The 22,517-nt window shown below is 73.0% G+C and carries 16 protein-coding genes; 10 read left to right on the top strand and 6 right to left on the bottom strand.

What is annotated here, in order from left to right; all coding sequences use genetic code 11:
* The first annotated feature begins 157 nt into the window (after window positions 1-157).
* The 7 genes from Aru02nite_RS10340 (at window position 158) to Aru02nite_RS10310 (ending at window position 12,096) form a co-directional block, all read left to right on the top strand.
* Window positions 158-3,118, top strand: a complete 2,961-nt coding sequence (locus Aru02nite_RS10340; protein WP_203657114.1) for a bifunctional [glutamine synthetase] adenylyltransferase/[glutamine synthetase]-adenylyl-L-tyrosine phosphorylase — start codon at window positions 158-160, stop codon at window positions 3,116-3,118.
* Window positions 3,119-3,178: 60 nt separating this feature from the next.
* Window positions 3,179-5,128: a hypothetical protein gene (locus Aru02nite_RS10335; protein ID WP_203657098.1), complete on the top strand. Its 1,950-nt coding sequence runs from the start codon at window positions 3,179-3,181 to the stop codon at window positions 5,126-5,128.
* 112 nt (window positions 5,129-5,240) lie between these two features.
* On the top strand, window positions 5,241-6,647 hold the full coding sequence (locus Aru02nite_RS10330) for an FAD-binding oxidoreductase (protein WP_203657096.1): 1,407 nt from the start codon (window positions 5,241-5,243) through the stop codon (window positions 6,645-6,647).
* Window positions 6,644-7,738 (top strand): (Fe-S)-binding protein, encoded by a 1,095-nt coding sequence (locus Aru02nite_RS10325; RefSeq protein ID WP_203657089.1) that lies wholly within the window; start codon window positions 6,644-6,646, stop codon window positions 7,736-7,738. The genes Aru02nite_RS10330 and Aru02nite_RS10325 overlap by 4 nt, the downstream gene beginning before the upstream one ends.
* A 49-nt stretch (window positions 7,739-7,787) precedes the next feature.
* Window positions 7,788-8,957, top strand: a complete 1,170-nt coding sequence (locus Aru02nite_RS10320; protein ID WP_239076589.1) for a low temperature requirement protein A — start codon at window positions 7,788-7,790, stop codon at window positions 8,955-8,957.
* A gap of 138 nt (window positions 8,958-9,095) precedes the next feature.
* The gene (locus tag Aru02nite_RS10315; protein WP_203657088.1) at window positions 9,096-10,040 is read left to right on the top strand and encodes a ribose-phosphate diphosphokinase; all 945 of its coding nucleotides are present in this window, start codon (window positions 9,096-9,098) and stop codon (window positions 10,038-10,040) included.
* A 1,087-nt stretch (window positions 10,041-11,127) separates the two neighbouring features.
* Complete coding sequence (locus Aru02nite_RS10310; protein ID WP_203657087.1) at window positions 11,128-12,096, top strand: glycosyl hydrolase family 18 protein; 969 nt, start codon at window positions 11,128-11,130, stop codon at window positions 12,094-12,096.
* A gap of 570 nt (window positions 12,097-12,666) precedes the next feature.
* Here Aru02nite_RS10310 and Aru02nite_RS10305 read toward each other — a convergent pair.
* The 3 genes from Aru02nite_RS10305 to Aru02nite_RS10295 form a co-directional block, all read right to left on the bottom strand.
* Window positions 12,667-13,317: a LuxR C-terminal-related transcriptional regulator gene (locus tag Aru02nite_RS10305; protein WP_203657085.1), complete on the bottom strand. Its 651-nt coding sequence runs from the start codon at window positions 13,315-13,317 to the stop codon at window positions 12,667-12,669.
* Window positions 13,269-14,621, bottom strand: a complete 1,353-nt coding sequence (locus Aru02nite_RS10300; RefSeq protein ID WP_239076588.1) for a sensor histidine kinase — start codon at window positions 14,619-14,621, stop codon at window positions 13,269-13,271. The genes Aru02nite_RS10305 and Aru02nite_RS10300 overlap by 49 nt, the downstream gene beginning before the upstream one ends.
* A 75-nt stretch (window positions 14,622-14,696) precedes the next feature.
* Window positions 14,697-15,638: an MHYT domain-containing protein gene (locus tag Aru02nite_RS10295; RefSeq protein ID WP_203657083.1), complete on the bottom strand. Its 942-nt coding sequence runs from the start codon at window positions 15,636-15,638 to the stop codon at window positions 14,697-14,699.
* Window positions 15,639-15,906: 268 nt separating this feature from the next.
* Here Aru02nite_RS10295 and Aru02nite_RS10290 point away from each other — a divergent pair, with 268 nt between their 5' ends.
* Window positions 15,907-17,547 carry a hydrogenase maturation protein gene (locus tag Aru02nite_RS10290; protein ID WP_203657081.1) on the top strand — a complete coding sequence of 547 codons (1,641 nt, stop codon included), beginning with the start codon at window positions 15,907-15,909 and terminating at the stop codon, window positions 17,545-17,547.
* 14 nt (window positions 17,548-17,561) lie between these two features.
* On the opposite strand, the gene Aru02nite_RS10285 is transcribed toward Aru02nite_RS10290, so the two are convergent.
* The 3 genes from Aru02nite_RS10285 to Aru02nite_RS10275 form a co-directional block, all read right to left on the bottom strand.
* On the bottom strand, window positions 17,562-18,668 hold the full coding sequence (locus tag Aru02nite_RS10285) for a winged helix DNA-binding domain-containing protein (protein ID WP_239076586.1): 1,107 nt from the start codon (window positions 18,666-18,668) through the stop codon (window positions 17,562-17,564).
* Window positions 18,669-18,741: 73 nt separating this feature from the next.
* Complete coding sequence (locus Aru02nite_RS10280; protein WP_203657079.1) at window positions 18,742-19,767, bottom strand: LCP family protein; 1,026 nt, start codon at window positions 19,765-19,767, stop codon at window positions 18,742-18,744.
* Window positions 19,768-19,997: 230 nt separating this feature from the next.
* Window positions 19,998-20,498 carry a universal stress protein gene (locus tag Aru02nite_RS10275; protein ID WP_203657077.1) on the bottom strand — a complete coding sequence of 167 codons (501 nt, stop codon included), beginning with the start codon at window positions 20,496-20,498 and terminating at the stop codon, window positions 19,998-20,000.
* Window positions 20,499-20,678: 180 nt separating this feature from the next.
* On the opposite strand from Aru02nite_RS10275, the gene Aru02nite_RS10270 reads away from it, so the two are divergent.
* Together Aru02nite_RS10270 and Aru02nite_RS10265 are read left to right on the top strand one after the other, a co-directional pair.
* On the top strand, window positions 20,679-21,161 hold the full coding sequence (locus Aru02nite_RS10270) for a MarR family winged helix-turn-helix transcriptional regulator (protein ID WP_203657075.1): 483 nt from the start codon (window positions 20,679-20,681) through the stop codon (window positions 21,159-21,161).
* Window positions 21,148-22,404 carry a lactate racemase domain-containing protein gene (locus tag Aru02nite_RS10265; RefSeq protein ID WP_239076585.1) on the top strand — a complete coding sequence of 419 codons (1,257 nt, stop codon included), beginning with the start codon at window positions 21,148-21,150 and terminating at the stop codon, window positions 22,402-22,404. Before Aru02nite_RS10270 ends, Aru02nite_RS10265 begins: the two co-directional genes overlap by 14 nt.
* Window positions 22,405-22,517 lie beyond the last annotated feature (113 nt).

The raw sequence follows: 22,517 nt of genomic DNA, 5'->3' as shown, positions 1-22,517 counted from the left end.
TGTACCTGCCGGAGGTCGGAGCGAATCGCCTCTTCCGGGTGGGGCTTCGGGGGCGGGATCCGTTGGGGCGGAAGCGGATCCGGGGCATTCGGTTGTACCGGGGGGTGAGCCGGCGTCGGTGGTGGCGGCGGTGCGGGCCGGGGCGTCGGGCGGTCTGGTGTCGCGGCCGGAGTCGGCGCGTCGGCGGGGTGACCGGCTGAGCCGGTACGGGTTCGCCGACGTGGCGCGGGCGGCGGCGTTGCTCGGCCCGGACGGGCTGGGCTGGTGGGATGCGGGCGCGGGCGGGCCGACGGACGACGGGGCGGCGGCGCTGGTGCGTACGGTGGGGTCGACGGCGGACCCGGACCTGGCGCTGCACCAGGTGCACCGGTTGGTGGCGGTGGCGCCGGAGGTGCCGGCGGCGTTGCGCGCCGACCCGGGGCTCGCCGCGCGGCTGCTGGCCGTACTCGGGGCGTCGGAGGCGTTGGGGGACCATCTCGTCGGTGCGCCGACGCACTGGGCGCAGTTGGCTTCGGACACCGATCCGGACACGTTCCGGGGCGCGGAGGCGTTGCGGGCGGAGCTGTCCCCGGCGGGCGGCGGTACGGCGGCGGTGGAGGAGCTGCGCCTGGCGTACCGGGGGGTGTTGTTGCGGATCGCCGCGGCGGACCTGACCGGGGCGCGGACCGTGGACGAGGTGATGGCGGAGCTGGCGGCGCTGGCGGACGGGACGCTCGCCGCGGCGTTGCGGATCTCCGAGGCGGAGGCGCCGGGCGAGCTGCCGCGGCTGGCGGTGGTCGCGATGGGCAAGTGCGGCGGCCGCGAGCTGAACTACGTGAGCGACGTGGACGTGCTGTTCGTGGCGGAGCCGGTCGGCGACGGGGACACGGACGCGGCGCTGCGGGCGGCGACCGCGATCGCGGTACGGCTGATCGACGTGTGCCGGCAGGTGGCGTGGCAGGTGGACGCGGGGCTGCGGCCGGAGGGCCGGGACGGCCCGCTGGTGCGTACGGTCGCGAGCTACCGGGCGTACTACACGCGCTGGGCGAAGGGCTGGGAGTTCCAGGCGCTGTTGAAGGCGCGGCCGGTGACGGGGGACGCGGCGCTGGCCGAGGAGTGGCTGGACTGCGTACGGCCGCTGGTGTGGCAGGCGACGGACGCGGCGCAGCGGCCGAAGATGGTCGCCGAGGTGCGGGCGATGCGCCGCCGGGTCGAGGACCAGCTGTCCGCGGCGGACGTGGAGCGCGAGATCAAGCTGGGGCGCGGCGGGCTGCGCGACATCGAGTTCGCGGTGCAGCTGCTCCAGCTCGTACACGGGCGGTCGGATCCGGAACTGCGCGAGCCGAACACGCTCGCCGCGCTCGCCGCGCTGACCGCCGGCGGGTACGTGGGGCGCGCCGACGGCGAGGAGCTGGCCGGGTCGTACCGGTTCCTGCGGACGGTGGAGCACCGGCTGCAGTTGCAGCACCTCCGGCGTACGCACCGGATCCCGGACGACGAGGCGGGGCTGCGCTGGCTGGCGCACGCGCTGGGCTACCGGGCGGAGGGCGACCGTACGGTGGTGCAGGCGTTCCTGCGCGACTGGTCCCGGCTGGCCCGCAACGTCCGGCGGCTGCACGAGAAGCTGCTGTACCGGCCGCTGCTGGAGGCGGTCGCGAAGGTGCCGACCGAGGCGCTGCGGCTGACCAGCGGCGCGGCCGAGTCGCGGCTGGCGGCGCTCGGGTTCGAGGACCCGGCCGGGGCGCTGCGCCACATCGGCGCGCTGACCGGCGGCGTGTCGCGTACGGCGGCGATCCAGCGGACGCTGCTGCCGGCGCTGCTGCCCGAGTTCGCGGACGCGCCGGAGCCGGACCACGGGCTGCTGGCGTACCGGCGGGTGTCGGAGAAGCTCGGCCGTACCCCGTGGTACCTGCGGCTGCTGCGCGACTCGGGCCCGGTCGCGATCCGGCTCGCCCGGCTCCTCGGCACCAGCCGGTACGTGACGGACCTGCTCGCCCGCGACCCGGAGGCGCTGCGGCTGCTTGCCGACGACGCCGAACTCGTACCGCGGGAGCCGGCGGCGCTCACCGAAGCCATGTCCGCCGCGGTACGCCGGCACGACCGGCCGGACGACGCGGTGGGTGCGCTGCGCGCGCTGCGCCGGCGCGAACTGTTCCGGATCGCCTGCGCGGACCTGCTCGGCCGGCTCGACGTGGTCGCCGTCGGCCGCGCCCTGTCGGACGTGACCGACGCGGTACTCGCCGCGGCGCTCCGGGTCGCCCGCGCCGCCGTCGACGCGCCCGCCGACCTGCGGTTCACGGTGATCGGGATGGGCCGGCTGGGCGGCGCGGAGATGAGCTACGGCTCGGACGCCGACGTGCTGTTCGTCCACTCCGGCGGCGACGACGCGCAGTCCCGGGCGCACGCGGTCGCGGAGAAGCTGCGCGCGCTGCTGTCCGCGCCGGCGCCCGACCCGCCGCTGCCGATCGACGCCGGCCTGCGCCCCGAGGGCCGCCAGGGCCCGCTGGTCCGCAGCCTCGCCGCGTACCGGAGCTACTACGCGCGCTGGTCGCGGGTGTGGGAGTCGCAGGCGCTGCTGCGCGCCCGGTACGTGGCCGGCGACGCCGCGCTGGGCGACGAGTTCCTCGCGGTCGCCGACCCGGTGCGGTACCCGGCGAAGGGCCTGGACACCGCGCAGGTACGGGAGATCCTGCGGATCAAGGCCCGGGTCGACGCCGAACGGCTGCCGCGCGGTGCCGACCCGGCGACGCACACCAAGCTCGGCCGCGGCGGGCTCGCCGACGTCGAGTGGACCGTGCAGCTCCTCCAGCTCCGGTACGCCGGCGCGACGCCGACCCTGCGTACCACCCGGACGTTGGACGCGCTGGACGCCGCGGTCGGCGCGGGGCTGCTGACCGCCGCCGACGCGATGGAACTGTCCGCCGCGTGGCGCCTCGCCGGTTCGGTACGCAACGCGATGATGCTGGTGCGGGGCCGCCCGTCGGACCAGCTTCCGCGGCACGGCGTCGAGCTGGCCGGGGTGGTCCGGGCGTTGCGCTTCGACGGCGAGGACCCGGGCGAGTTCGTTGACGAGTACCTGCGCACCGCGCGCCGCGCCCGGCACGTGGTGGCCGACCGGATGGAGGCCGAGGTCCCGTGACCGCCACCGTCCCCGTACGCCGGAGCGTGGTGCGCCGCCGGTCGTTGTTCGGGTGTGGTCATGGGTAGGGACGAGGCGCGTGGCATGTCCGTACCGGCCGGGCGCCGCCCGCCGGACGACGATCCGCCGCGCCCCGCCGGCGACCTGGGCAGTACGCAGCCCATCGACGCCGTGCACGACCTGGGCGGTACGCAGGGCATGGACGCGGTGGACGACCTGGGCGGTACGCAGGGGATGGACGCTGTCGAGGAGGGGGTGGACGACCGGCGGGAGCGGTCGGACCCCGTGGACGCGGGGCTGCCGGAGCGGGCCGGGCCGTACGTGGAGCCGACGCCGACGGCGATGATCCCGAAGGTACGCCGGGACTGGGTGGACCTGGTCGACCACTGGTTCCCGGAGCGGTACCGGGTGCCGACGATCGCGACGACGGCGGTGTCGCTGACGCTGACGGTGGCGTTCCTGTTCCTGCCGCTGGCCGGCACGGACCTGTCCGCGCAGGTCGCCCGCGGCCACTTCTTCGAGACGTACGGCTGGCACACGATCGACTTCCGCTGGTACGGCGGGGTCTACCCGTTCGGGTACAGCCTGCTGGCGGGGCCGCTGAACGCGCTGATCGGCGCGCGCGGGGTCGGCGCCGTCTCCTGCGTACTCACCTCGGCGGCGTTCGCGTGGCTGCTCGCCCGCTACCGGGTGCCCCGCCCGACCGTCGGCGGCGTACTGGCGGCGCTGGTCGGGGTGTTCAACCTGGTGAGCGGGCGGACCACGTTCGCGCTGGGGTTGGCGGTCGCGATGTTCGCGGTGGTGGCGGTGTCGCTGCCGCGCGCGCCCCGCCGGGTACGGCTGCCGCTCGGTTTCGTACTGGCCACGGGGTCGGTGGCGGGCAGTCCGGTGTCCGGGCTCTTCCTCGGGCTCGCCGGCACCGCGGTACTGATCGCCGGCCTGCGCCGCCGTACGCCGGAGGGTGGGGTGCCCGTCGGGCCGCGGCTGCCGGGCGGGTGGCACCTGACCGGCGCCTGGCGGGAGGGCCTGGTGCTGTGCCTGGGCGCGCTGCTCGGGCTGACGCCGAGCCTGATGTTCGCCGACGGCGGGGTGCAGCCGTTCAACGGCGACTCGATGAAGGTGTTCGTCGCGGTCGGGGTGGCGTCGTTCTTCCTGGTCCCGGCGCGGTACCGGGCGCTGCGGGTGGGCGCGGTGCTGCTCGTACTGGCGATCCTGCTGTCGTACTTCGTACCCAGCCCGATCGGGTCGAACGTGACGCGCCTGCCGATGCTGTTCTGCGCGCCGCTGGTCGCCGCGGTCAGCCAGGTACGCCGGCTCAAGCTGGCCGGCGCGATCGTCGCGCTGACCCTGTGGCAGCCGCCGCTGGTGGCGAGCGACCTGGGCAGCGCCGGCGACCCGGCCGCGCAGTCCGTCTTCTACCAGCCGCTGATCGAGCGGCTCGACACCCTGCGCCCGGTGGGCCGGATCGAGGTCGTCCCGCTGTACGACCACTGGGAGTCCACGTACGTGGCGGAGGCGGTGCCGCTGGCGCGCGGCTGGGAGCGGCAGGTCGACGTGGAGCGCAACCCGCTCTTCTACGACGACAGCCTCACTCCCGGCAACTACCTGACCTGGCTGTACCGCAACGCGGTGTCGTACGTGGCGGTGCCGCGACAGGTCAAGCTCGACAAGTACGGGCGGGAGGAGGCGGCGCTGATCGCCGCCGGCCTGCCGTACCTGCGGCTGTCCTGGTCGAACGCGGACTGGCTGGTCTACCGGGTGCTCGGCGCGCAGCAGCTGGTGTCCGGGGTGGGCGTGCTGGTCGACTCGGGGCCGACCGGGGTGACGTTCGACGCGACGTCCGCGGGCCGCGCCACGGTACGGGTGCGGTGGAGTCACTGGCTGACCCTGTCCGGGCCGGATGCCTGTTTCGCCCCGGAACCGGACGGCTGGACGTCGGTCACCGTGGGCAAACCCGGGCGGTACCGGATTTCCAGTGGGTGGCACCTGCGGCAGGGCCACCGCTGCTGAAGTTTTTCGCCGTCGTACCGTCATGGCGTGCAGGTCGGTTACCAGGGCGTGGGTCGCCTGGTGACCGTGGGCTCCACCCGCAACGACCCACCACCCCGTACAGGAGGGGCGCGTGGCCACACTCGTCGAGCGGCTGACCTCGATCGTCGGCGCCGCACACGTCCGGACCGCCGCCGGCGAACTGGAGGTGTACGCCCGCGACGCCACCCCGCTGTTCCACCACCGGCCGGACGTCGTGGTCTTCCCCGGCAGTACGGCCGAGGTGGCGGAGGTGCTGCGGCTGGCGACCGAGCTGCGGATCCCCGTCGTACCGCGGGGCGCCGGGTCGAACCTGTGCGCCGCGACCGTACCGCTGGCCGGCGGGATCGTGCTGGTGCTGACCCGGCTCGACGAGATCCTGGAAGTCTCCGGACCCGAACTCCTCGCCCGGGTCCAACCGGGCGTGTCCACGCAGGCGCTCGCCACGGCCGCCGCCGCCCAGGGCCTGCTGTACGTGCCGGATCCCGGCTCCAAGGTCGTCTCCACGGTCGGCGGCAACGTCGCCACCTGCGCGGGTGGCCTCCGCGGCCTCAAGTACGGGGTGACCCGCAACTACGTACTGGGGCTGGAGGTCGTGCTGCCGACCGGCGAGGTGGTCCGTACCGGCGGGCGGCTCTGGAAGGACGTCGCCGGCTACGACCTGACCCGGCTGCTCACCGGCTCCGAGGGCACGCTCGGCGTGATCACCGAGGTCACCGTGGCGCTGCTGCCCGCACCCGCCGCGACCCGTACCGGGGTGGCGTACTTCGCGGACCTGGCCGCCGCGGGCCGTGCCGTCGACGCCGTCATCGGCGCCGGGATCACGCCCGCCACCTGCGAGTTCCTCGACCGTACGTGCGTCGCCGCGGTCGAGGACTACGCGCACCTCGGGCTGGACACCGAGGCCGGCGCGCTGCTGCTGTTCGGTGACGACGGCGACCCGGAACTCGTCGACAGGAGCCTTGGCCGGATCGCCGACGTCTGCACGGAGCACGGCGCCACCGGCGTCACGCTCGCCGCCGACGTCGCCGCGTCCGAGGACCTGCTCGCCGCCCGCCGCTGCTCGCTGCCGGCGCTGTCCCGGCTCGGCTCGCTGACCATCCTGGAGGACGCGACCGTACCGAGGCCGCGGTTGGCGGAGATGGCCGACCGGATCACCGCGATCGCCGCGAAGCACGAGCTGACCATCGGCACGTTCGGCCACGCCGGCGACGGCAACCTCCACCCCACCTGCGTACTCGACGCCTCGGACGCGGCGGCGGTGGAACGCTCGCACGCCGCGTTCGGCGAGATCTTCGGCGCGGCGATCGACCTCGGCGGCACGATCACCGGCGAGCACGGCGTCGGCGCCGCCAAGCTGCCGTACCTGTCGCGCCGGCTCGGCAACGACCAGATGGCCCTGTTGAGCCGGATCAAGACCGCGTTCGACCCGGCCGGCATCCTCAACCCGGGGAAGCTCGGCTCGACCGGCGACCAGACCACCGAGGCGGGTACGGCATGAGCGACGAGCCGCGCACCGCCGCGGGTACCGGGGACGTGTTCGATCCGGACCTGCTGAGCCGGTGCATGTCGTGCGGGTTCTGCCTGCCGTCGTGCCCCACGTACCGGATGACGGGGGAGGAGGCGTCGTCGCCGCGCGGCCGCATCACCCTGATGCGGGCGGTACAGGACGGCCGGCTCGACGTCACCGACCCGACCGTACTGGCGCAGTCGCAGTTCTGCCTCGGCTGCCGCGCCTGCGAACCGGTGTGCCCCGCGGGCGTGCAGTACGGCGAGCTGCTGGAGGAGTGGCGCGACACCGCCTGGCAGGGCCGGAACCGCCCCGTACTGGCGAAGCTGCTGATGCTGATGATGTCCCGGCTCGGCATGGTCGGCATCACGCTCGCCGGCCTGGTCCGCCGCGCCGCCCGCACCCGCCGCGGTACGCCAGCGGCACCCAACCTGATGCTCGGCTGCGTCGAACGCGTCCTGTACCCGAAGGTGTCGCGCGCGGCGCGCCGGGCGGACCCGTCGCTCGTGGCGCCCGCCGTACAGGGCTGCTGCGGCGCGCTGCACGCGCACAACGGCGAGTCCGGACTCGGCAGGCGGATGGCGCGCCGGCTCGGCCGGCAGCTGCCCGGCACGATCGTCACCACGTCCGGCGGCTGCTCCGCGCACCTCGCCGCCGAACTCGGCGCCGACCGGGTACAGGAGTTCTCCGCCTGGCTCGCCGCCGGCCACGGCCCCGACCTGGCCGACCTCACGCCCATCCAGGTGGACGGCCGGCGCGCCCGCCTCGGCCTCCAGGACTCCTGCCACCTGCGCAACGCCCTCGGCGTCTGGCGCGAGCCCCGCGAGGTCCTCGCCCACCTCGGCGACTACGTCGAGGTACCGGACGCCGGGTCGTGCTGCGGCGCCGCCGGCTCGTACTCGGTGCTCCGGCCGGCCGACTCGCGCGAGGTACTGGCCCCGAAGGTCGCCGCGATCGCCGAGCTCGACCTCGACTACCTCGTCGTGGTCAACCCCGGCTGCTACCGGCAGATGGCGGCCGGGCTGCGCGGCTCCGGCACCCGCGTCGTGCACCTCGCGGAACTCGTCGCGCGGGCGCTCTGACCCGGCGCCCGTCACCGGATTCCCGCCGGCTGTGGCAGCATCACGTGGCGTGAGTGTCGTGGGGGTGTGGGTACGCCGCATGCAGGGGCGCGACCCGGGCGAGCAGCACCGGGCGTCGACCCCGCTGGAACTGCTGTTCGACCTGTGCTTCGTGGTCGCCGTCGCGCAGGCGTCCGGCCAGCTGCACCACGGCCTGGCCGAAGGCCACCCGAGCGTGATCCTCGGGTACGCGATGGTGTTCTTCGCGATCTGGTGGGCCTGGATGAACTTCACCTGGTTCGCCTCCGCGTACGACACGGACGACGTGCTCTACCGGCTGCTGACGCTCGTGCAGATCGCCGGCGGGCTGGTGCTCGCCGCCGGCGTACCGCGGGCGTTCGAGCACTACGACTTCACCGTCATCACCATCGGGTACGTGGTGATGCGGGTGGCGCTCGTCGCGCAGTGGCTGCGCGCCGCACGCCAGGACCCGGCCGGCCGCGCCGCCGCCCTCCGGTACGCGGTCGGCATCGTCGTGGTCCAGATCGGCTGGCTGCTGCGGCTCCTGCTCCCCGGCGACGCCGCGTACGTCGGGTTCGCGGTGCTCGTCGTCGCCGAACTCGCCGTCCCCGTGTGGGCGGAGGCGCGCGGCCGCCGCACGTCCTGGCACCCCGGCCACATCAACGAACGGTACGGCCTGTTCACGCTGATCGTGCTCGGCGAGTGCGTGTCCGCGTCGACCCTGGCCGTACAGGGGGCGACCACCCGGCACGGGCTGTCCACCGGCCTGCTCGTCACCGCCGCCGGCGGCCTCGTCCTCCTCTTCGCCATGTGGTGGTCGTACTTCAAGCACGAGGCCACCGCCGCCCTCCGCGTCAGCCAGTTCACCAACATGCTCTGGGGCTACGCGCATTACGTGATCTTCGCGGCGGTGGCCGCCGTCGGTGCCGGCCTGTCCGTCGTCGCCGCCGGGAGCGACATCCCGCCCGCCGCGACCGCCGCCACCGTCGCCGTCCCCGTCGTCGGGTACCTGCTCGTCAGCGGGCTGCTGCACGCCCGGATGCGCCCCGGCTCGGTGCAGCTCATCCCGCTGCTCGTGGCCGCCGCGCTCATCCTGCTGACCGCGGGCGGCGCCGGCGTTCTCGGCGTACCGGCCGCGATCCTCGTCATCGGGCTGCTCGTCGCCGCCCTCGTCGGCCTCGGTGTCGTCACCGCCAACCGCACCGCCACCCGCACCTGACCCCGGGCGGCGGCGCGCTCGCCCGCTTTTCGCAACCGGAAACCGGGCCCGCGGCAGGGCATAACGGCCGGCGGCGGCGGGCTGCGGCCCGCTGGGTACCGTGTGCGTGCCGTCCGCCGACGACAGGAGCGCCAGGCCGTGCACGAGATCGCCGTGTTCTCCGGGTCCGCCCATCCCGAGCTGGCGACGGAGATCTGCCAGCACCTTGAGGTACCGCTGCGGCCCTCGCGGGTCACCCGGTTCGCGAACGACTGCCTCGAAGTGCAGCTGGAGGCCAACTGCCGGGAGCGCGACGTCTACCTGGTGCAGCCGCTCGTCCCGCCCGTACAGGAGCATCTCGTCGAGCTGCTGCTGATGGCCGACGCGGCGCGCGGTGCCTCGGCCGCGCGTACCACGGTGGTCATGCCGCACTACGCCTACGCCCGGTCCGACAAGAAGGACGCGCCGCGCATCTCCATCGGCGCCCGCCTCGTCGCCGACCTGCTCGTCACCGCCGGCGTCGACCGCGTCCTCACCATGACGCTGCACTCCCCGCAGGTGCACGGCTTCTTCGGCGTACCGGTCGACCACCTGCACGCGCTGCGCGAACTCGCCCGCCACTTCCGGCAGTACGACCTGTCCGACGCCGTCGTCGTCTCCCCGGACCTCGGCAACGCCAAACCCGCGTCCGCGTTCGCCCGGCTGCTCGGCGTCGGCGTCGCCGCCGGCGCCAAGCAACGCTTCTCCGACGACCGCGTCGAGATCACCTCCGTCATCGGCGACGTCGCCGGCCGCGACGTGATCGTCCTCGACGACGAGATCGCCAAGGGCAGCACCATCCTCGAACTCCTCGACCGGCTCCGCGAACTCAAGGTCCGCTCCGTCCGCGTCGCCTGCACCCACGGACTCTTCGCCGCCGGAGCCCTCGACCGGCTCGCCGCCCAACCCGACGTCACCGAGATCGTCTGCACCAACACCGTTCCGGTACCGCACGAGCGCCGTACCGACAAGCTCCGCGTACTGTCGATCGCCCCCGCGCTCGCCGAGGCGATGCGCCGCATCCACAACGGCGAGTCCGTCAGCGCCCTCTTCGACACCCCCTGACCCACAGCTTCCACTCCGCCGGAACCCTTGCCACCACACCATTTCCGGTACTCCGCCGCGCGCCGGCCAAGGGGAGCGCGCGCCTACAGTGATGTGGTGCCGCGCCGATCCGTGTCGTGTGCGCCGGGATCGGTTGGGACACCACGGTCGGGCGTGCGCCGGGGGTCGGTTGTGTCACCGCGGTCGCGTGTGGTGTGCGCCGGGATCGGTTGTGTCACCGCGACCCTGTGTCGCGCCTCAGGTCGCCGCGGCCGTGTCGTCCACGCCGGGATCCCTTGCGCCGCCCAGTTCCGTGTCGGGTATGCCGGGGTTCGTTCCGCGGGTTGCGTGTCGCGTGCCGGGGATCCGTTGTGCCAACGGGAACCTCGCGTCGAGGGCGCCCGGTTCGTTGTTCCGTGGCGGTCTTTCGTTGGAGCCCCGAGAGCTGTTGCCGTCGCGCCGTTCAACGCCTTGGTGAGTGGGATCCGTTGCTGTTGCGGCTCTCCCGCGTGACCCCATGCTGCGTTCCGCAGTCAGGGCCCATGCCGAGTTCGTGGCGGGCGCCGCTCTGCCGCGTAACGGTCGGTCGGTGGTGACCGTGGTGGGGGCGATCGCGGGGTAGGGCGGCGGGCAGTGATCGCCCGGTGGGCGGGCGTTGCCGACTGCCAGGAGCGGGGACTGTCACGAGCGTGGCTGACAGCACAGGGTCGGCCATGAGCGGGGTCCTCGCGGGCGGGGCGGTCGCGGCGACGACACGTGGTCGCTGGTGGGGACGGTTCTGTGCGGGGGCACGGGTTGGCTGTCGGTCGGATCGGACTGGGTGGCGGGGTTCGTTCGGTGCTGGCGGCGGGTTGGCGGTGGGGTGGAGCTGGGCTGGCTGGCGGTCGTGGCGGTACGGATCCCTTGCAGGGCAAGGGGTTTCGGGGGTGGTGGGGGAGCGGGTACCGGCTGGGGCGTTGGCGGGCTGGTGGGGACGGTGTTGACGGGCCGCCGGTCGTACGGTAAACAAACCTAACATTTGAAATGCGGCAAATCCGCTGCATTGAACGGGTTGTCGGGAGCGCACTGAAGTGCCCCCGGCAACCCGGACGTACGAAGGGGAGGCTCCATGCTCAGAAGACGCTGGTGGACCGCGCTCGCCCTCACCGTCGGCGCGGCCGGCGCGGTCGTCCTCGGTACCGCCGAACCCGGGCTGGCCGCCGCCGGCACCGTCGCGCCGTACGTCGACATGTCGAACTCGCAGGTCGGCATGCTGGACCAGGCCGCCGGAGCCGGGCTGAAGACGTACACGGCGGCGTTCGTGATCGGGTCCGGCTGCAACCAGATCTGGGGCGACACGCTGCCCGTCGGCAACGACCCCAACGTCGACGGCGAGATCGACAAGGCCCGCTCCGAAGGCGCCGAACCCATCATCTCCAGCGGTGGCGCCGCCGGCCTCCCCCTCGCCTGGACCTGCACCGACCAGGCGTCCATCGTCGCCGGGTACCAGAACCTGATCGACACGTACCACGTGACGGCGCTCGACTTCGACATCGAAGGCGCCGCCATCGCCGACACCGCGTCCATCCAGCGGAACATGCAGGCGCTGAAAACGTTGAAGGACAAGGACTCCGGGCTCACCTTCTCCGTCACCCTGCCGGTACTGCCCAACGGGCTCACCGCCGACGGCGTCAACCTCGTCAAGGCCGCGCACGACGCCGGCGTCAAGCTCGACATCGTCAACGTCATGGCCATGGACTACTACCAGGGCGACCAGGACATGGGCAAAGCCGCCACCGACGCCGCCAGTGCCACCCTCGGCCAGATCCAGGGCGTCGACAGCAGCTACACGTACGGCAACATCGGGATCACCCCGATGATCGGTACCAACGACGACGGCTCCACGTTCAGCCTCGACAACGCGCAGTCCGTCGCGTCATGGGCCCGGACGCAGGGCGTCGGGAGACTCGCGTTCTGGTCCGTCGACCGGGACCAGTCGTGCGGATCGCTCGCCGGTGACGTACACCCGGACGCGTCCTCGACGTGCAGCGGCGTCAGTCAGAACCCGCTCGACTTCACGAAGGCGTTCGTCGGGTAGGGGTGGGGGCCTCGCCTGGGCGGTTGGGATGTCGTTCGGGCGGGGCCCACTGATCTGTCTGTCTACAGTGGACAGACTTAATCGATTGTCCAACTGTCTCATTGTTCAACTGTTCAACAATTGAACAATGAGACAATTGAACAATAATCGGTCGGACCGTTCGGCTCGGTTGTGACCCGATCCGCCAGCTGCGTGACGGGTCGGCAAGCCGGCCCGTCACGCCCGACTCGCCCCGGCCGCCAACCCACTCAGCCGCCGAGTCACCCAGGTCCAGGCAGCAACTCGGCCTTGCGAAAGCAACCCAGCCCTACGAGGCAATCCAGCCCTGCGAAGCAACCCCGCCCCGCGAAGCAATCCGGCGCGCCACCGGGTTCGTACAGCCGTCATCGGCCACGCCATCCAGCTTCGCGCCGCCTCACCCCAGCCCGCCTCGGCCGACCCGCCTCGCGCGTCTGTCACGTCATCCGGATCCCGCCCAGCCGCGACGCCGTCACGTCACCCGGACACGGCCGAGGCGCGACGCCGCCCGCGCCACCCGACCGCGAAGCCGCCGCCCAACCCGTACCCCGATCAGTACCGGGTGCCGTTCAGGTACGCCAGCACGGCGAGTACCCGGCGGTTGTCGTCGTCGGAGGCGGCGAGGTCGAGTTTGGTGAAGATGCTGGTGGTGTACTTGCTGACGGCGCCTTCGCTGAGGTGGAGCTGCGCGGCGATGGCGGCGTTGGAGCGGCCTTCGGCCATGAGCCCGAGTACGTCGCGTTCGCGCGGGGTGAGGCGGCTGAGTGGCTGGTCGTGGTGGGTGAGGAGGGTGGCGATGACGTCGGGGTCCATGGCGGTGCCGCCGGCGGCGACGCGGCGTACGGCGTCGATGAACTGGTCGGCGTTGAACACCCGGTCCTTGAGCAGGTAGCCGATGGCGCCGGTGCCGTCGGCGAGGAGTTCGCGGGCGTAGAGCTGTTCGACGTGCTGGGAGAGTACGAGGATGGGGAGGCCGGGGCGGGCGCGGCGGGCGGTGAGGGCGGCCTGGAGTCCTTCGTCGGTGAAGGTGGGCGGGAGCCGTACGTCGACGATGGCGACGTCGGGCGGGTCGCCGCCGGTGAGGGCGGCGAGCAGGTCGGGCCCGGTCTCGACGGATGCCGTGACGTCGAACCCGTGTGCGCGCAGCAGGTGGGTCAGTCCCTCCCGGAGGAGGTAGAGGTCTTCGGCGAGGACAACGCGCACGGGATCTCCAGGGTGGCCCGGGTGGGTCCGCCCGGCGGACTGTCCAGCGCGAGCGTCCCGTCGAACGTACCCAATCGGCGTCGGAGGCCGCGCAGCCCGGTCCCGGCGCTGTCGGTGGCGCCGCCGCGGCCGTCGTCGGTGACTTCGATGCGCAGCACGTTCGCCGCGTACTCGGCGGTCAGGGTGACGTGGGCGGCGCGGGCGTGTTTGGCGGTGTTGGTGAGGAGCTCGGCGACGGCGAAGTACGCGGCGGACTCGATGGGTGCGGACAGCCGCCCGGGTACGTCGATGCGGGCCTGGACGGGGGTGGGCCCGTCGAGGGCGAGCGCGCGGAGGGCGTCGGCGAGGCCACGTTCGGCGAGTACGGGCGGGTGGATGCCGCGGACGAGGTCGCGGAGTTCGGTGAGGGCCTGGGCGGACGCCTCGCGGGACCTGGCGAGGAGTTCGCGGGCGGCGGCGGGGTCGGTGTCGAGGAGGCGTTCGATGGCGCCGAGGGTGAGGCCGAGCGCGACGAGCCGGGCCTGCGCGCCGTCGTGCAGGTCGCGTTCGATCCGGCGCAGTTCGGTGGCCTGCGCGTCGGTCGCGTCGGTACGGGTCTGGGTGAGTCGCGCGACCCGGGTACGCAGCCGGCTGCGTTCGGTCGGGGCGAGCAGCCAGCGGGCGGTGAGGCCGTGCCAGGACAGCATCTGCTTCGGCGACACGTACGCGAAGACGAGGGCGGCGCCGGCGGCTGCCCCGGCCACCACGTACGAGCCGAAGAACAGGGGGTCGAGGGCGGTGGCGCCGCACAGCCGCACCACCGCGAGCGTGCCGTACACGCAGGCGGCGGCGGGCAGCACGACGACGCTGAGCGGGATGCCGAGGATCTGCCAGCACAGGTCGCGCCAGGTGGCCGGGTCGTTGCCGCGCCAGCGCAGCCACAGGTTGATCCGCGACAGCCACCGGTACTTGTTGTAGTCGTGGCCGTTCCAGTACCAGCCGTGTTCGGTGCGTTCGAGGCGCGGCCGTTCCCGGTACGGGTCGGGGATCTGCACGCCGCACCACTCGGCGACGAGCCGACGGTGGACGCGCAGCAGGCCCCGGCTGACGACGAGGAACACCGCGGACGCCGGGACGAACCACAGCCACAGCAGCCCGCCGACGGCCGCGCCGTGCAGCAGTACCACCGGCCAGATCGCCGGTACGACGATCGCCGAGGCCGGCAGGCCGAGCAACGCCAGCTCGGCCGCGGTCAGCGCGAAGAGCGCGATCACGCGGCCGAGCAGGCACATCCGCTGGCGTACGGCGGTCCGGAAGGCGGTCACCCCACCAGTCTCGCCGAGCGGCGCACGGGGCCGACAGCCTGCTCGACCCCGTTCGGGGGTGGGCCTGGCCCCACCTCAGCGGCGGCGCGTACCGACCGTGGGGTTGCGGGTGAGTCGCCGGGAGATCGGTTGCTGCGCCGCGGGCTTCGCCGGTTGGGCGGCCGGCGTGCCGGGCTGCGCCGGGGGCGGCAGTACGGACTCGGACTGGGGGCGCGGGCCGGTCCAGCGTTCCGCGGCGAGCCGCTCGCGTTCCTCGACGCTGCGCTCCAGGCGGGCGGCGAACGCGGCGTCCTCGACCAGTTCGGCCGGCGACGCGGAGAACGCCACGAAGATCAGCAGGACGACGGTGACGATGCTGGTGACCAGCAGTACCGGCGGGAGCAGGTTGTTGAACGTGGTGCCGACGCTGATGTCGGCCTGCGCGTCGGGGGTGAGCCGCATCGCGGCCATGCCGACGTAGTGCATGCCGCACACGGCGACGCCCATCACGGCGGCGGCGGCCAGCGTCGCGGCGCGCCCCTTGATGACGAGCGTGAACCACAGCGCGACGGCGGACGCCACGACCGCGATCAGGACGGACAGCGTGAACAGGATCGGCTCGTAGCTGATCGACGCCGGCATGACGATGGCGGCGATGCCGAGGTAGTGCATCCCGGCGACCCCGATGCCGGTCAGTACGCCGGCGAGCGCGATGCGGTGCAGCTTGCGCGCGTCGTTGCCGACGACACCGAGACCCGCGCCGACGGCGACGATCGCGACCAGCGCGCTGACGACGGTCAGCAGCATGTTGTACCGGATGACGGTGTCGTTGATGGAGAAGCCGAGCATCGCGATGAAGTGCATGACCCAGATGCCGGTACCACCGAGCGAGACCGCGGCGACGGTGAGCCATCCCCGGCGGCCCGGTCCGGTCAGGACGCGGGCGCGCGCGGCGCACATCAGGCCGAGCAGACAGCCCACGTACGACGCCGCGTACGCCAGGATCGGCGTGAGCGCTCCGTAACTGAAGTGATGCATGAGCACGGCGACAGCCGCCTTTCGCAGATCGGTTCCGCGTCCCCCACCGAGACGCCTACCGGTATGACCCCCGTACGTAGTCCTCGGACCTGCGGGACTCTGCGTTACGAGGGAAGTTTGGCAGGACTGTAGACGATGCGCCAGGGTCGCACCATTGTGGGCGTTGAGTGGAACCGGCAATGCGTACCGTGATCGGTCGCCTGATCTTCACGTGGTCTTCATTACTTGATTTGCATGCATGGATGGAACATCGCTAGCGTCACGCCTCGTGCGCCTGCTACTGCTCGTGTCCGCGTTCAACGGCCTGACCCAACGCCTGTGGGACGAACTGCGGGAGAGGGGTCACGACGTCGCCGTCGAGTTCGCGCTCGACGAGCGCACCATCTGTGACGGCGTGTACCAGGCCCAGCCCGACCTCATCCTGTGCCCGTACCTGAAGGAGCGGGTGCCGGCCGAGGTGTGGACGAAGTGGCGCACCGTGATCATCCACCCGGGTCCGGTCGGCGACCGGGGACCGTCCTCTTTGGACTACGCCATCGCCGAGGGCGCGCCGCGCTGGGGCGTGACCGCGCTGTCGGCCGTCGAGGAGATGGACGCGGGGCCGATCTGGGCGCACCGCGAGTTCGACCTGCCGGCCGACCCGCCGCGCAAGTCCGCGCTGTACACGGGCCCGGTGGCGGACGCGGCGATCGCGTGCGCGCTGGAGGTCGTGGAGCGCGCCGCCGACCCGGACTTCGTACCGACGCCGCTGGCCGAGGCGGCGCGGCCGATCCCGGACGCGCGGCTGCGCCCGCTGATGAAGCAGGCGGAGCGGGCGTTCGACTGGTCCGACGACGCGGCCGACATCATCCGGAAGATCCGCGCCGCGGACGGGTTCCCCGGCGTACGGACCGAGCTGGCGGGCGTGCCGGTGAACGCGTTCGACGCGCACCCCGGCACCGGTACGGGTCGGCCCGGCGAGATCATCGGTCGCCAGGACGGGTACGTGCTCGTCGCCGCCGGTACCGGTGCGGTGTGGCTGGGGCACCTGCGGCAGCGCGGCGGCGTGAAGCTGCCCGCGGCGACGGTGCTGCGGGAGGCGCTGGACCGCGTCCCGGTGCGTACGGACGGGCCGCCGGAGATCAGCTACCGGCGGCGCGGACCGGTCGGCGAGCTGACGTTCCGCTTCTACAACGGCGCCGCGGGTGTCGACCAGTGCCGCCGGCTGCGCCGCGAGCTGCACCGTGCCGCCCGCCAGGACACCCGGGTACTCGTGCTGCGCGGTGGACCGGACGTGTTCTGCAACGGCGTGCACCTGACCGAGATCTCGGCCGCTGCCGACCCCGCGGCGTACGCGTGGGAGAACATCAAGGCGATCAACCTGGTGTGCCGCGAGCTGATCGAGGCGGCCGAGGACCAGGTGACGATCGCCGCGTTCACCGGGAACGCGGGCGCCGGCGGCGTGATGCTCGGCCTCGGTGCCGACGTGGTCGCCGCCCGCGCCGGCGTCGTCCTCAACCCGTACTACGACATCGGGCTGTACGGCTCGGAGCTGCACTCGTACGCGCTGCCGCGGCGGGTCGGCATCGAGACCGCGGAACGGCTGCTGTCCGAGTGCCTGCCCGTCGGCGCCGGTACGGCCGCGCGGCTCGGCATGGTGGACCTGGTCGGCCCGGGCGACCCGGCGACGTTCGACTCGTGGCTGTCCGACCTGGCCGACCAGTACGCGCAGCCGGGGATGTGGCGGGACGTGGTCGAGTCGCGCAAGCCCGCGCCGCGCCCGCTGGACTACCACGAGACGCTGGAACTGGCCGAGATGGCGCGCGACATCTTCGACGACCGGTCCGGCTTCGTCGAGGCCCGCGAGTCGTTCGTCCGCAAGGTGGCGCCGGTCGCCACCCCGGCGAAGCTCGCCGTCCACCGCCGGTAGCACCCCGGCCTCGCTCAGTCGGGGACCGGCGCGAGGCGTACGTCGGTGGGCAGGTCGGGGGCGAGGAACGCGGCGAGCCGGCCGGCCTCCGCGGTGACGGCGGACTCGTGCCGGCGGGACAGCGCACGGTACGGGGTGACGGTGAGCGTCGCCGCTGTGCGCGTGGCGGTGTGCGCCCACTCGCCGCGGACCAGACCGTCGACCAGTACGGTGCCGGGCACCATGCCGTTGGCGCTGGCGAACACCCGCGGCCGGTACTCGTCGGGCAGCACGCGGCTGCGGTCGGCGTACGAGAGCAGCAGGTTGTCCCACTGCGGCAGGAACCGTACGGGCACGGCGGTGTCGGCGTCGGGGCGGGGCGCGTCGGGCAGGTCGAACAGTTCGGCGCCGTCCTCCGTGACGTACGTGACGAGCCGCGGGCGCAGCCGCTCCACTACCTCGCGCAGCCGCGTCAGGCCGGACCACGTCTGCACGTCGGCCACGGTCGCCGGGCCGAACGCCGCGAGATACCGCAGTACCAGGGGATCCGGGGTGTCGTCGGTGCCGGACGGCGCGTCCAGCCACGACTCTGCGGTGGTGTGCGCCGCCTTCCCGGAGCGGCCCCACAGCCCGCGCGGCGGGACCTGCACGAGCGTCACGTCGGTGCGGACCACGTGCCCGAGCAGCTCGCTCTTCGTCCCCGGGAAGCGCTCCGCGAGCGCCGCACCCAGCTCCGCGTACGTCAGCGGCCGGTCCTCGACCAGCACGCGTCCGGCGGCGGCGACCGCGGCCCGGTCCAGCCCGTCGAACCGCCCGCGGAACTGGCCGGCGAGCTGCCGGTCGAGTACGGGGCGGAGGCGGGCGCGCAGGTCGAGGCAGTCGGCGGCGGTGAGGGTGTGGATCGTGCCGCGCATCGCGACCACCCGTACGACGCGGCGGTCGGCCATCGCGTCCGACAGGTCCGCGGCGGTGAACCCGGCGAGCCGCGACCACAGCCCCACGTACGGCGGGGCCGGTGCCTGCGCCTGGAGTCCCACCAGGTGCCCGACCGCCGCGGTCACCGGCACGTCGGCCCGTTCCACCAGGTACTGCCGGGCCAGCGTGGCCCGGTTGAGCGCGCGTCGACCGATCGTCCGTGTCACGCCGCCGAGCCTAGCGAGCGCCGCGGTCGGATCCTGACCGCGATGCCGGCCCCGCGGTGGGACCGGCACCTCGTCAGCTCGGGAGCTTCGACGCCAGCTCCGGATGCGACAGCAGCAGGTCGTCGACCTTGTCCGTCCGCATCGCCCTGAACAGCTCGTTGCCGAGCGGCTGCTGCAACCCCTCACCCTGGTACGCGTCGCCTTGGCCGATCGCGTAGTGCGGCACCTGCAGGGTGGTGATCTTGTCGGCGGTGATGCCGTGCAGCGCCAGCGCCAGATCGGCGACGCTGTACCCGCCGAGGTCCAGCCGGACCGCCTTGCCGGCCGCCGTGATCACGTCGTTCAGCTTGGCCGGGTTGCTCACCACACCCTTGCTGGTGGCCTGCTTCAGGATCTGCTTCACGTACTGCTGCTGGAGTTTCTGCCGCCCGTAGTCGCCACCCGGTACGTCGTCGCGCTGGCGTACCAGTTTGAGGGCCTTGTCGGCGTCGTAGTGGTGGCAGCCCTTGGGGAACGTCAGCGGCGGGCCGTTGGTGAAGCCGGGCTGGTGCGAGGTGAAGCCCTGGTCGAGGCACATCGTGACGCCGCCGAGCGCGGTGGTGATGTCCTTGAACCCGTCCCAGTTGACGAGGCCGGCCATGTCCCACTCGACCCCGGTGAGTTTGCTCGTGGTCCGGCTCAACAGAGCCATTCCGCCGGCGATGTCGTTGACGGACTTCATCCCGTTCGGGAACGACGCGTTCAGCTTGTCCTGCCCGCCCTGGTACTGGCTGTGCGGGTCGGCCGGGATCGTCACCCGCATGTCGCGCGGCAGCGACAGCAGGTACGCCCGGTCGAGGGTGGCCGGGATGTGCAGCCACATGATCGAGTCGGTGCGGGGCTTCTCGCCGGTCGACTTCCACGAGTCACGCAGGTCGCTGCCGGCGAGCAGCATGTCGATCGGGCCCTTCACGTCGGACCCGGTCTTGTGCTTGCGGGCGTCTCCACCGATCAGGCTGGTCTGCGGGATCGCGTTGTCCACCTTGTCGAGCACGATGGAGCCGGCGGCCAGGCTCGCGCCGCTGAGTACGACGAACACGACACCCAGCACCAGCGACACTCTCGCCCACCACGGGGCGTGCCGGCGCTTCATTCGGGACGGTCGGTGACCACCCAACGGGACCTCCTCACACCTGTACCCGGGCCCGAACCTCTCGGGCGGCACTCCCGTCACCGCACCGCCCTGAAACGCCCATCCAGGTGGGAATCGCCGCGGGGGGTGATGACGGCTCCGGGCAAGATACTCCGCCTAGCTGAGAAGCGCCTGGAGGGTGTCGGTTTCGCGGCGGTTCACCCGGTCGAGTACGCGGCGACGTGCACCGGACAGCCGGCGTAGCTCTCCAGCGCGCGGGCCGGGCAGTGGTGGAAGCCGCGCGCCCACCACGGACGGGGCCGCGCCGCCAGGTGGATCGACCGCACCGGGTACTCCTCGGCCACCGCGCGCAGCGCCCGCGCCGGCTCGCCCTCGCGTACCAGGAACTGCCAGCGCAGGCCGGCGGTCTCCAGCGTCTGCACGCAGTCCAGCCAGGCGGTCAGCTCGCCGTCGTCGCGGCAGTCGAGCCAGCAGCCGCCGGCCGCACCGGCGAACGTCGCGCCCAGCGCCTCCACCGGACTCAGCCCGCGGCGTACGTGCACGGCGATGACGCCGAGCCCGTCGGCGGCCGCCTCGGTACGCGCGGCGAGGAGTGCGGCGCGTCCGGCCGGACTGCCGTCCACGCCGACCATGATCCGGCGCAGCGTGCCCCCGGTCCGGGAGCCGGCGTCGGGGCGCCGGCCGCTGTCCACGGTCATCATCGATCACCCGTTTCGGCCGTGTTTCGTACGGCGTCGGCGTGCAATGTAGATAGCAGGCTATGGACTTGACCGTCCCGCCGCAAGGGCCGGTTCACCACCTGGCAACCCGCCGGACCGCGCGGCGTCGCCCGACCTCGCCGTACGCTGCCGGCCCGGCCATGCAGGATGATCGGGAGCGTGACGACGACGCGGGGCGACGACGGGCCGGTACCGGAGTTCGCCATGGCGCTCACCGGCCTCATGCAGGCCGCCCGGCGTACCCGCGGGCGGGTGCAGCGGCAGCTGACCGACCTGTCCGCCGCGCAGCTCATCGCGCTGCAGGCGGTCGACCGGGTCGGGGAGAAGGGCGTGGTCGCCGTCGCGGCCGACATCGGGATCGCCCAGCCGACCGCCACGCGTACCGTGCGGGCACTGGTGGAACGCGGACTGGTGGAGCGGGCGACCGACCCGAGCGACGGCCGCGGCAGCGTCCTGCGGCTCACCGACGCCGGCGGTACGACGCTCGCCGCGGCGCGCGGGCTGTTCCTCGACCTGCTCGACGGGGTGTGGCAGGACATGACGGCGGCCGAACGGGACATCTGCGTACCGTTGCTGCACAAACTGACCGCCCTGCTCGACCGGCTCAACTCCGCCGACGGGAGTACCCATGGACATGGTTGAGGAAACCGGGCCGGTGGCCGTCGCCGACGGGATCGGGTCGGCGGACACCGTGCTCGACCCGGCCGACGTACGGCGGTTCGTGCTGGACCGGCTCGCCGCCGACGACTACACCGGCCGCCGCGTGCTGGTCCTCGTACCGGACGCGACGCGGAGCTGCCCGCTGCCGCTGCTGGTCGGCGCGGTGCACGAGGCGCTCGCCGGCCGGGCCACCGCGCTCGACGTCCTCGTCGCCCTCGGTACGCACGCGCCGCTCGGCGCGGCCCGGCGCACCGCACTGGTCGGCGGGCCGTACCCGGGGACGACGGTGCGGGACCACGACCGGCGCGAGCTGACCACGGTCGGGCGGATCGACGGGTCGCGGCTCGCGGAACTGTCCGGCGGGCGGCTGACCGAGGGCGTGGACGTCACCGTCAACCGCGCCGTACTCGACCACGACGTGGTCCTGGTCGTCGGGCCGGTGTTCCCGCACGAGGTGGTGGGCTTCTCGGGCGGTAACAAGTACCTGTTCCCGGGGATCTCCGGGCCGGACGTGATCGACGTGTCGCACTGGCTCGGCGCGCTGATCACCTCCGCCGCGCTCATCGGCACCCCCGGTACGACACCGGTGCGGGCGCTGATCGACGAGGCAGCGGCGCTGGTACCGGCGGAGCGGCGGGCGCTGTCGGTGGTCGTCCGTTCCGGCGGCACCGACCTGCACTCCGTCGCGTACGGATCGGCCGAGGAGTCGTGGGCGCGGGCCGCCGAGGTGGCCGCCGCCGCGCACGTGACGTACCTGGACCGGCCGGTGCGGCGGGTGCTGTCGCTCGTGTCCGACCGGTACGACGAGCTGTGGACCGGCGCGAAGGGCATGTACAAGGTGGAGCCGGTCGTCGCGGACGGCGGCGAGGTCGTGCTGTACGCGCCGGGCATCCGCACGATCAGCCACACCCACCCGGAGATCGCCGACATCGGCTACCACTGCCGGGACTACTTCACCGGCCAGTGGGACCGCTACCGGCACCACCCGTGGGGCGTCCTCGCGCACTCCACCCACCTGCGCGGCGACGGTACGTGGAGCGCCGAGCGCGGCGAGAGCTGCCGGCTCACCGTGACCCTGGCGACGGGCATCGACGAGGCGACCACCCGCGCCGTGGGGCTGGAGTACCGGGATCCGGCGGGGATCGACGTGGCCTCGTGGCTGGCCGACCCGGACGCCCTCGTCGTCCGGGACGCGGGCGAGGACCTCTACCGCCTGCGTACCTGAGGCGTGCGTACCTGGTGCGCCGTTCAACCGGAATCGGCCGTGGCGCGTGCAACCGGTGCCGCTGCGCGACCTGCACGCCGGGGCCGGTGGGGGACCACCCGGCCGGTACGGGC

The organism is Actinocatenispora rupis, assembly GCF_016861975.1.
GTDB lineage: Bacteria > Actinomycetota > Actinomycetes > Mycobacteriales > Micromonosporaceae > Actinocatenispora > Actinocatenispora rupis.
This window is presented reverse-complemented; position numbering and strand designations above follow the sequence as displayed.

Bases quoted from the DNA above. Each gene is read 5' to 3' on its own strand.
- Aru02nite_RS10310 (WP_203657087.1), top strand. From the start codon at position 11,128: ATGCTCAGAAGACGCTGGTGGACCGCGCTCGCCCTCACCGTCGGCGCG.
- Aru02nite_RS10265 (WP_239076585.1), top strand. From the start codon at position 21,148: ATGGACATGGTTGAGGAAACCGGGCCGGTGGCCGTCGCCGACGGGATC.
- Aru02nite_RS10335 (WP_203657098.1), top strand. From the start codon at position 3,179: ATGGGTAGGGACGAGGCGCGTGGCATGTCCGTACCGGCCGGGCGCCGC.
- Aru02nite_RS10325 (WP_203657089.1), top strand. From the start codon at position 6,644: ATGAGCGACGAGCCGCGCACCGCCGCGGGTACCGGGGACGTGTTCGAT.
- Aru02nite_RS10275 (WP_203657077.1), bottom strand. From the start codon at position 20,498: ATGACCGTGGACAGCGGCCGGCGCCCCGACGCCGGCTCCCGGACCGGG.
- Aru02nite_RS10295 (WP_203657083.1), bottom strand. From the start codon at position 15,638: ATGCATCACTTCAGTTACGGAGCGCTCACGCCGATCCTGGCGTACGCG.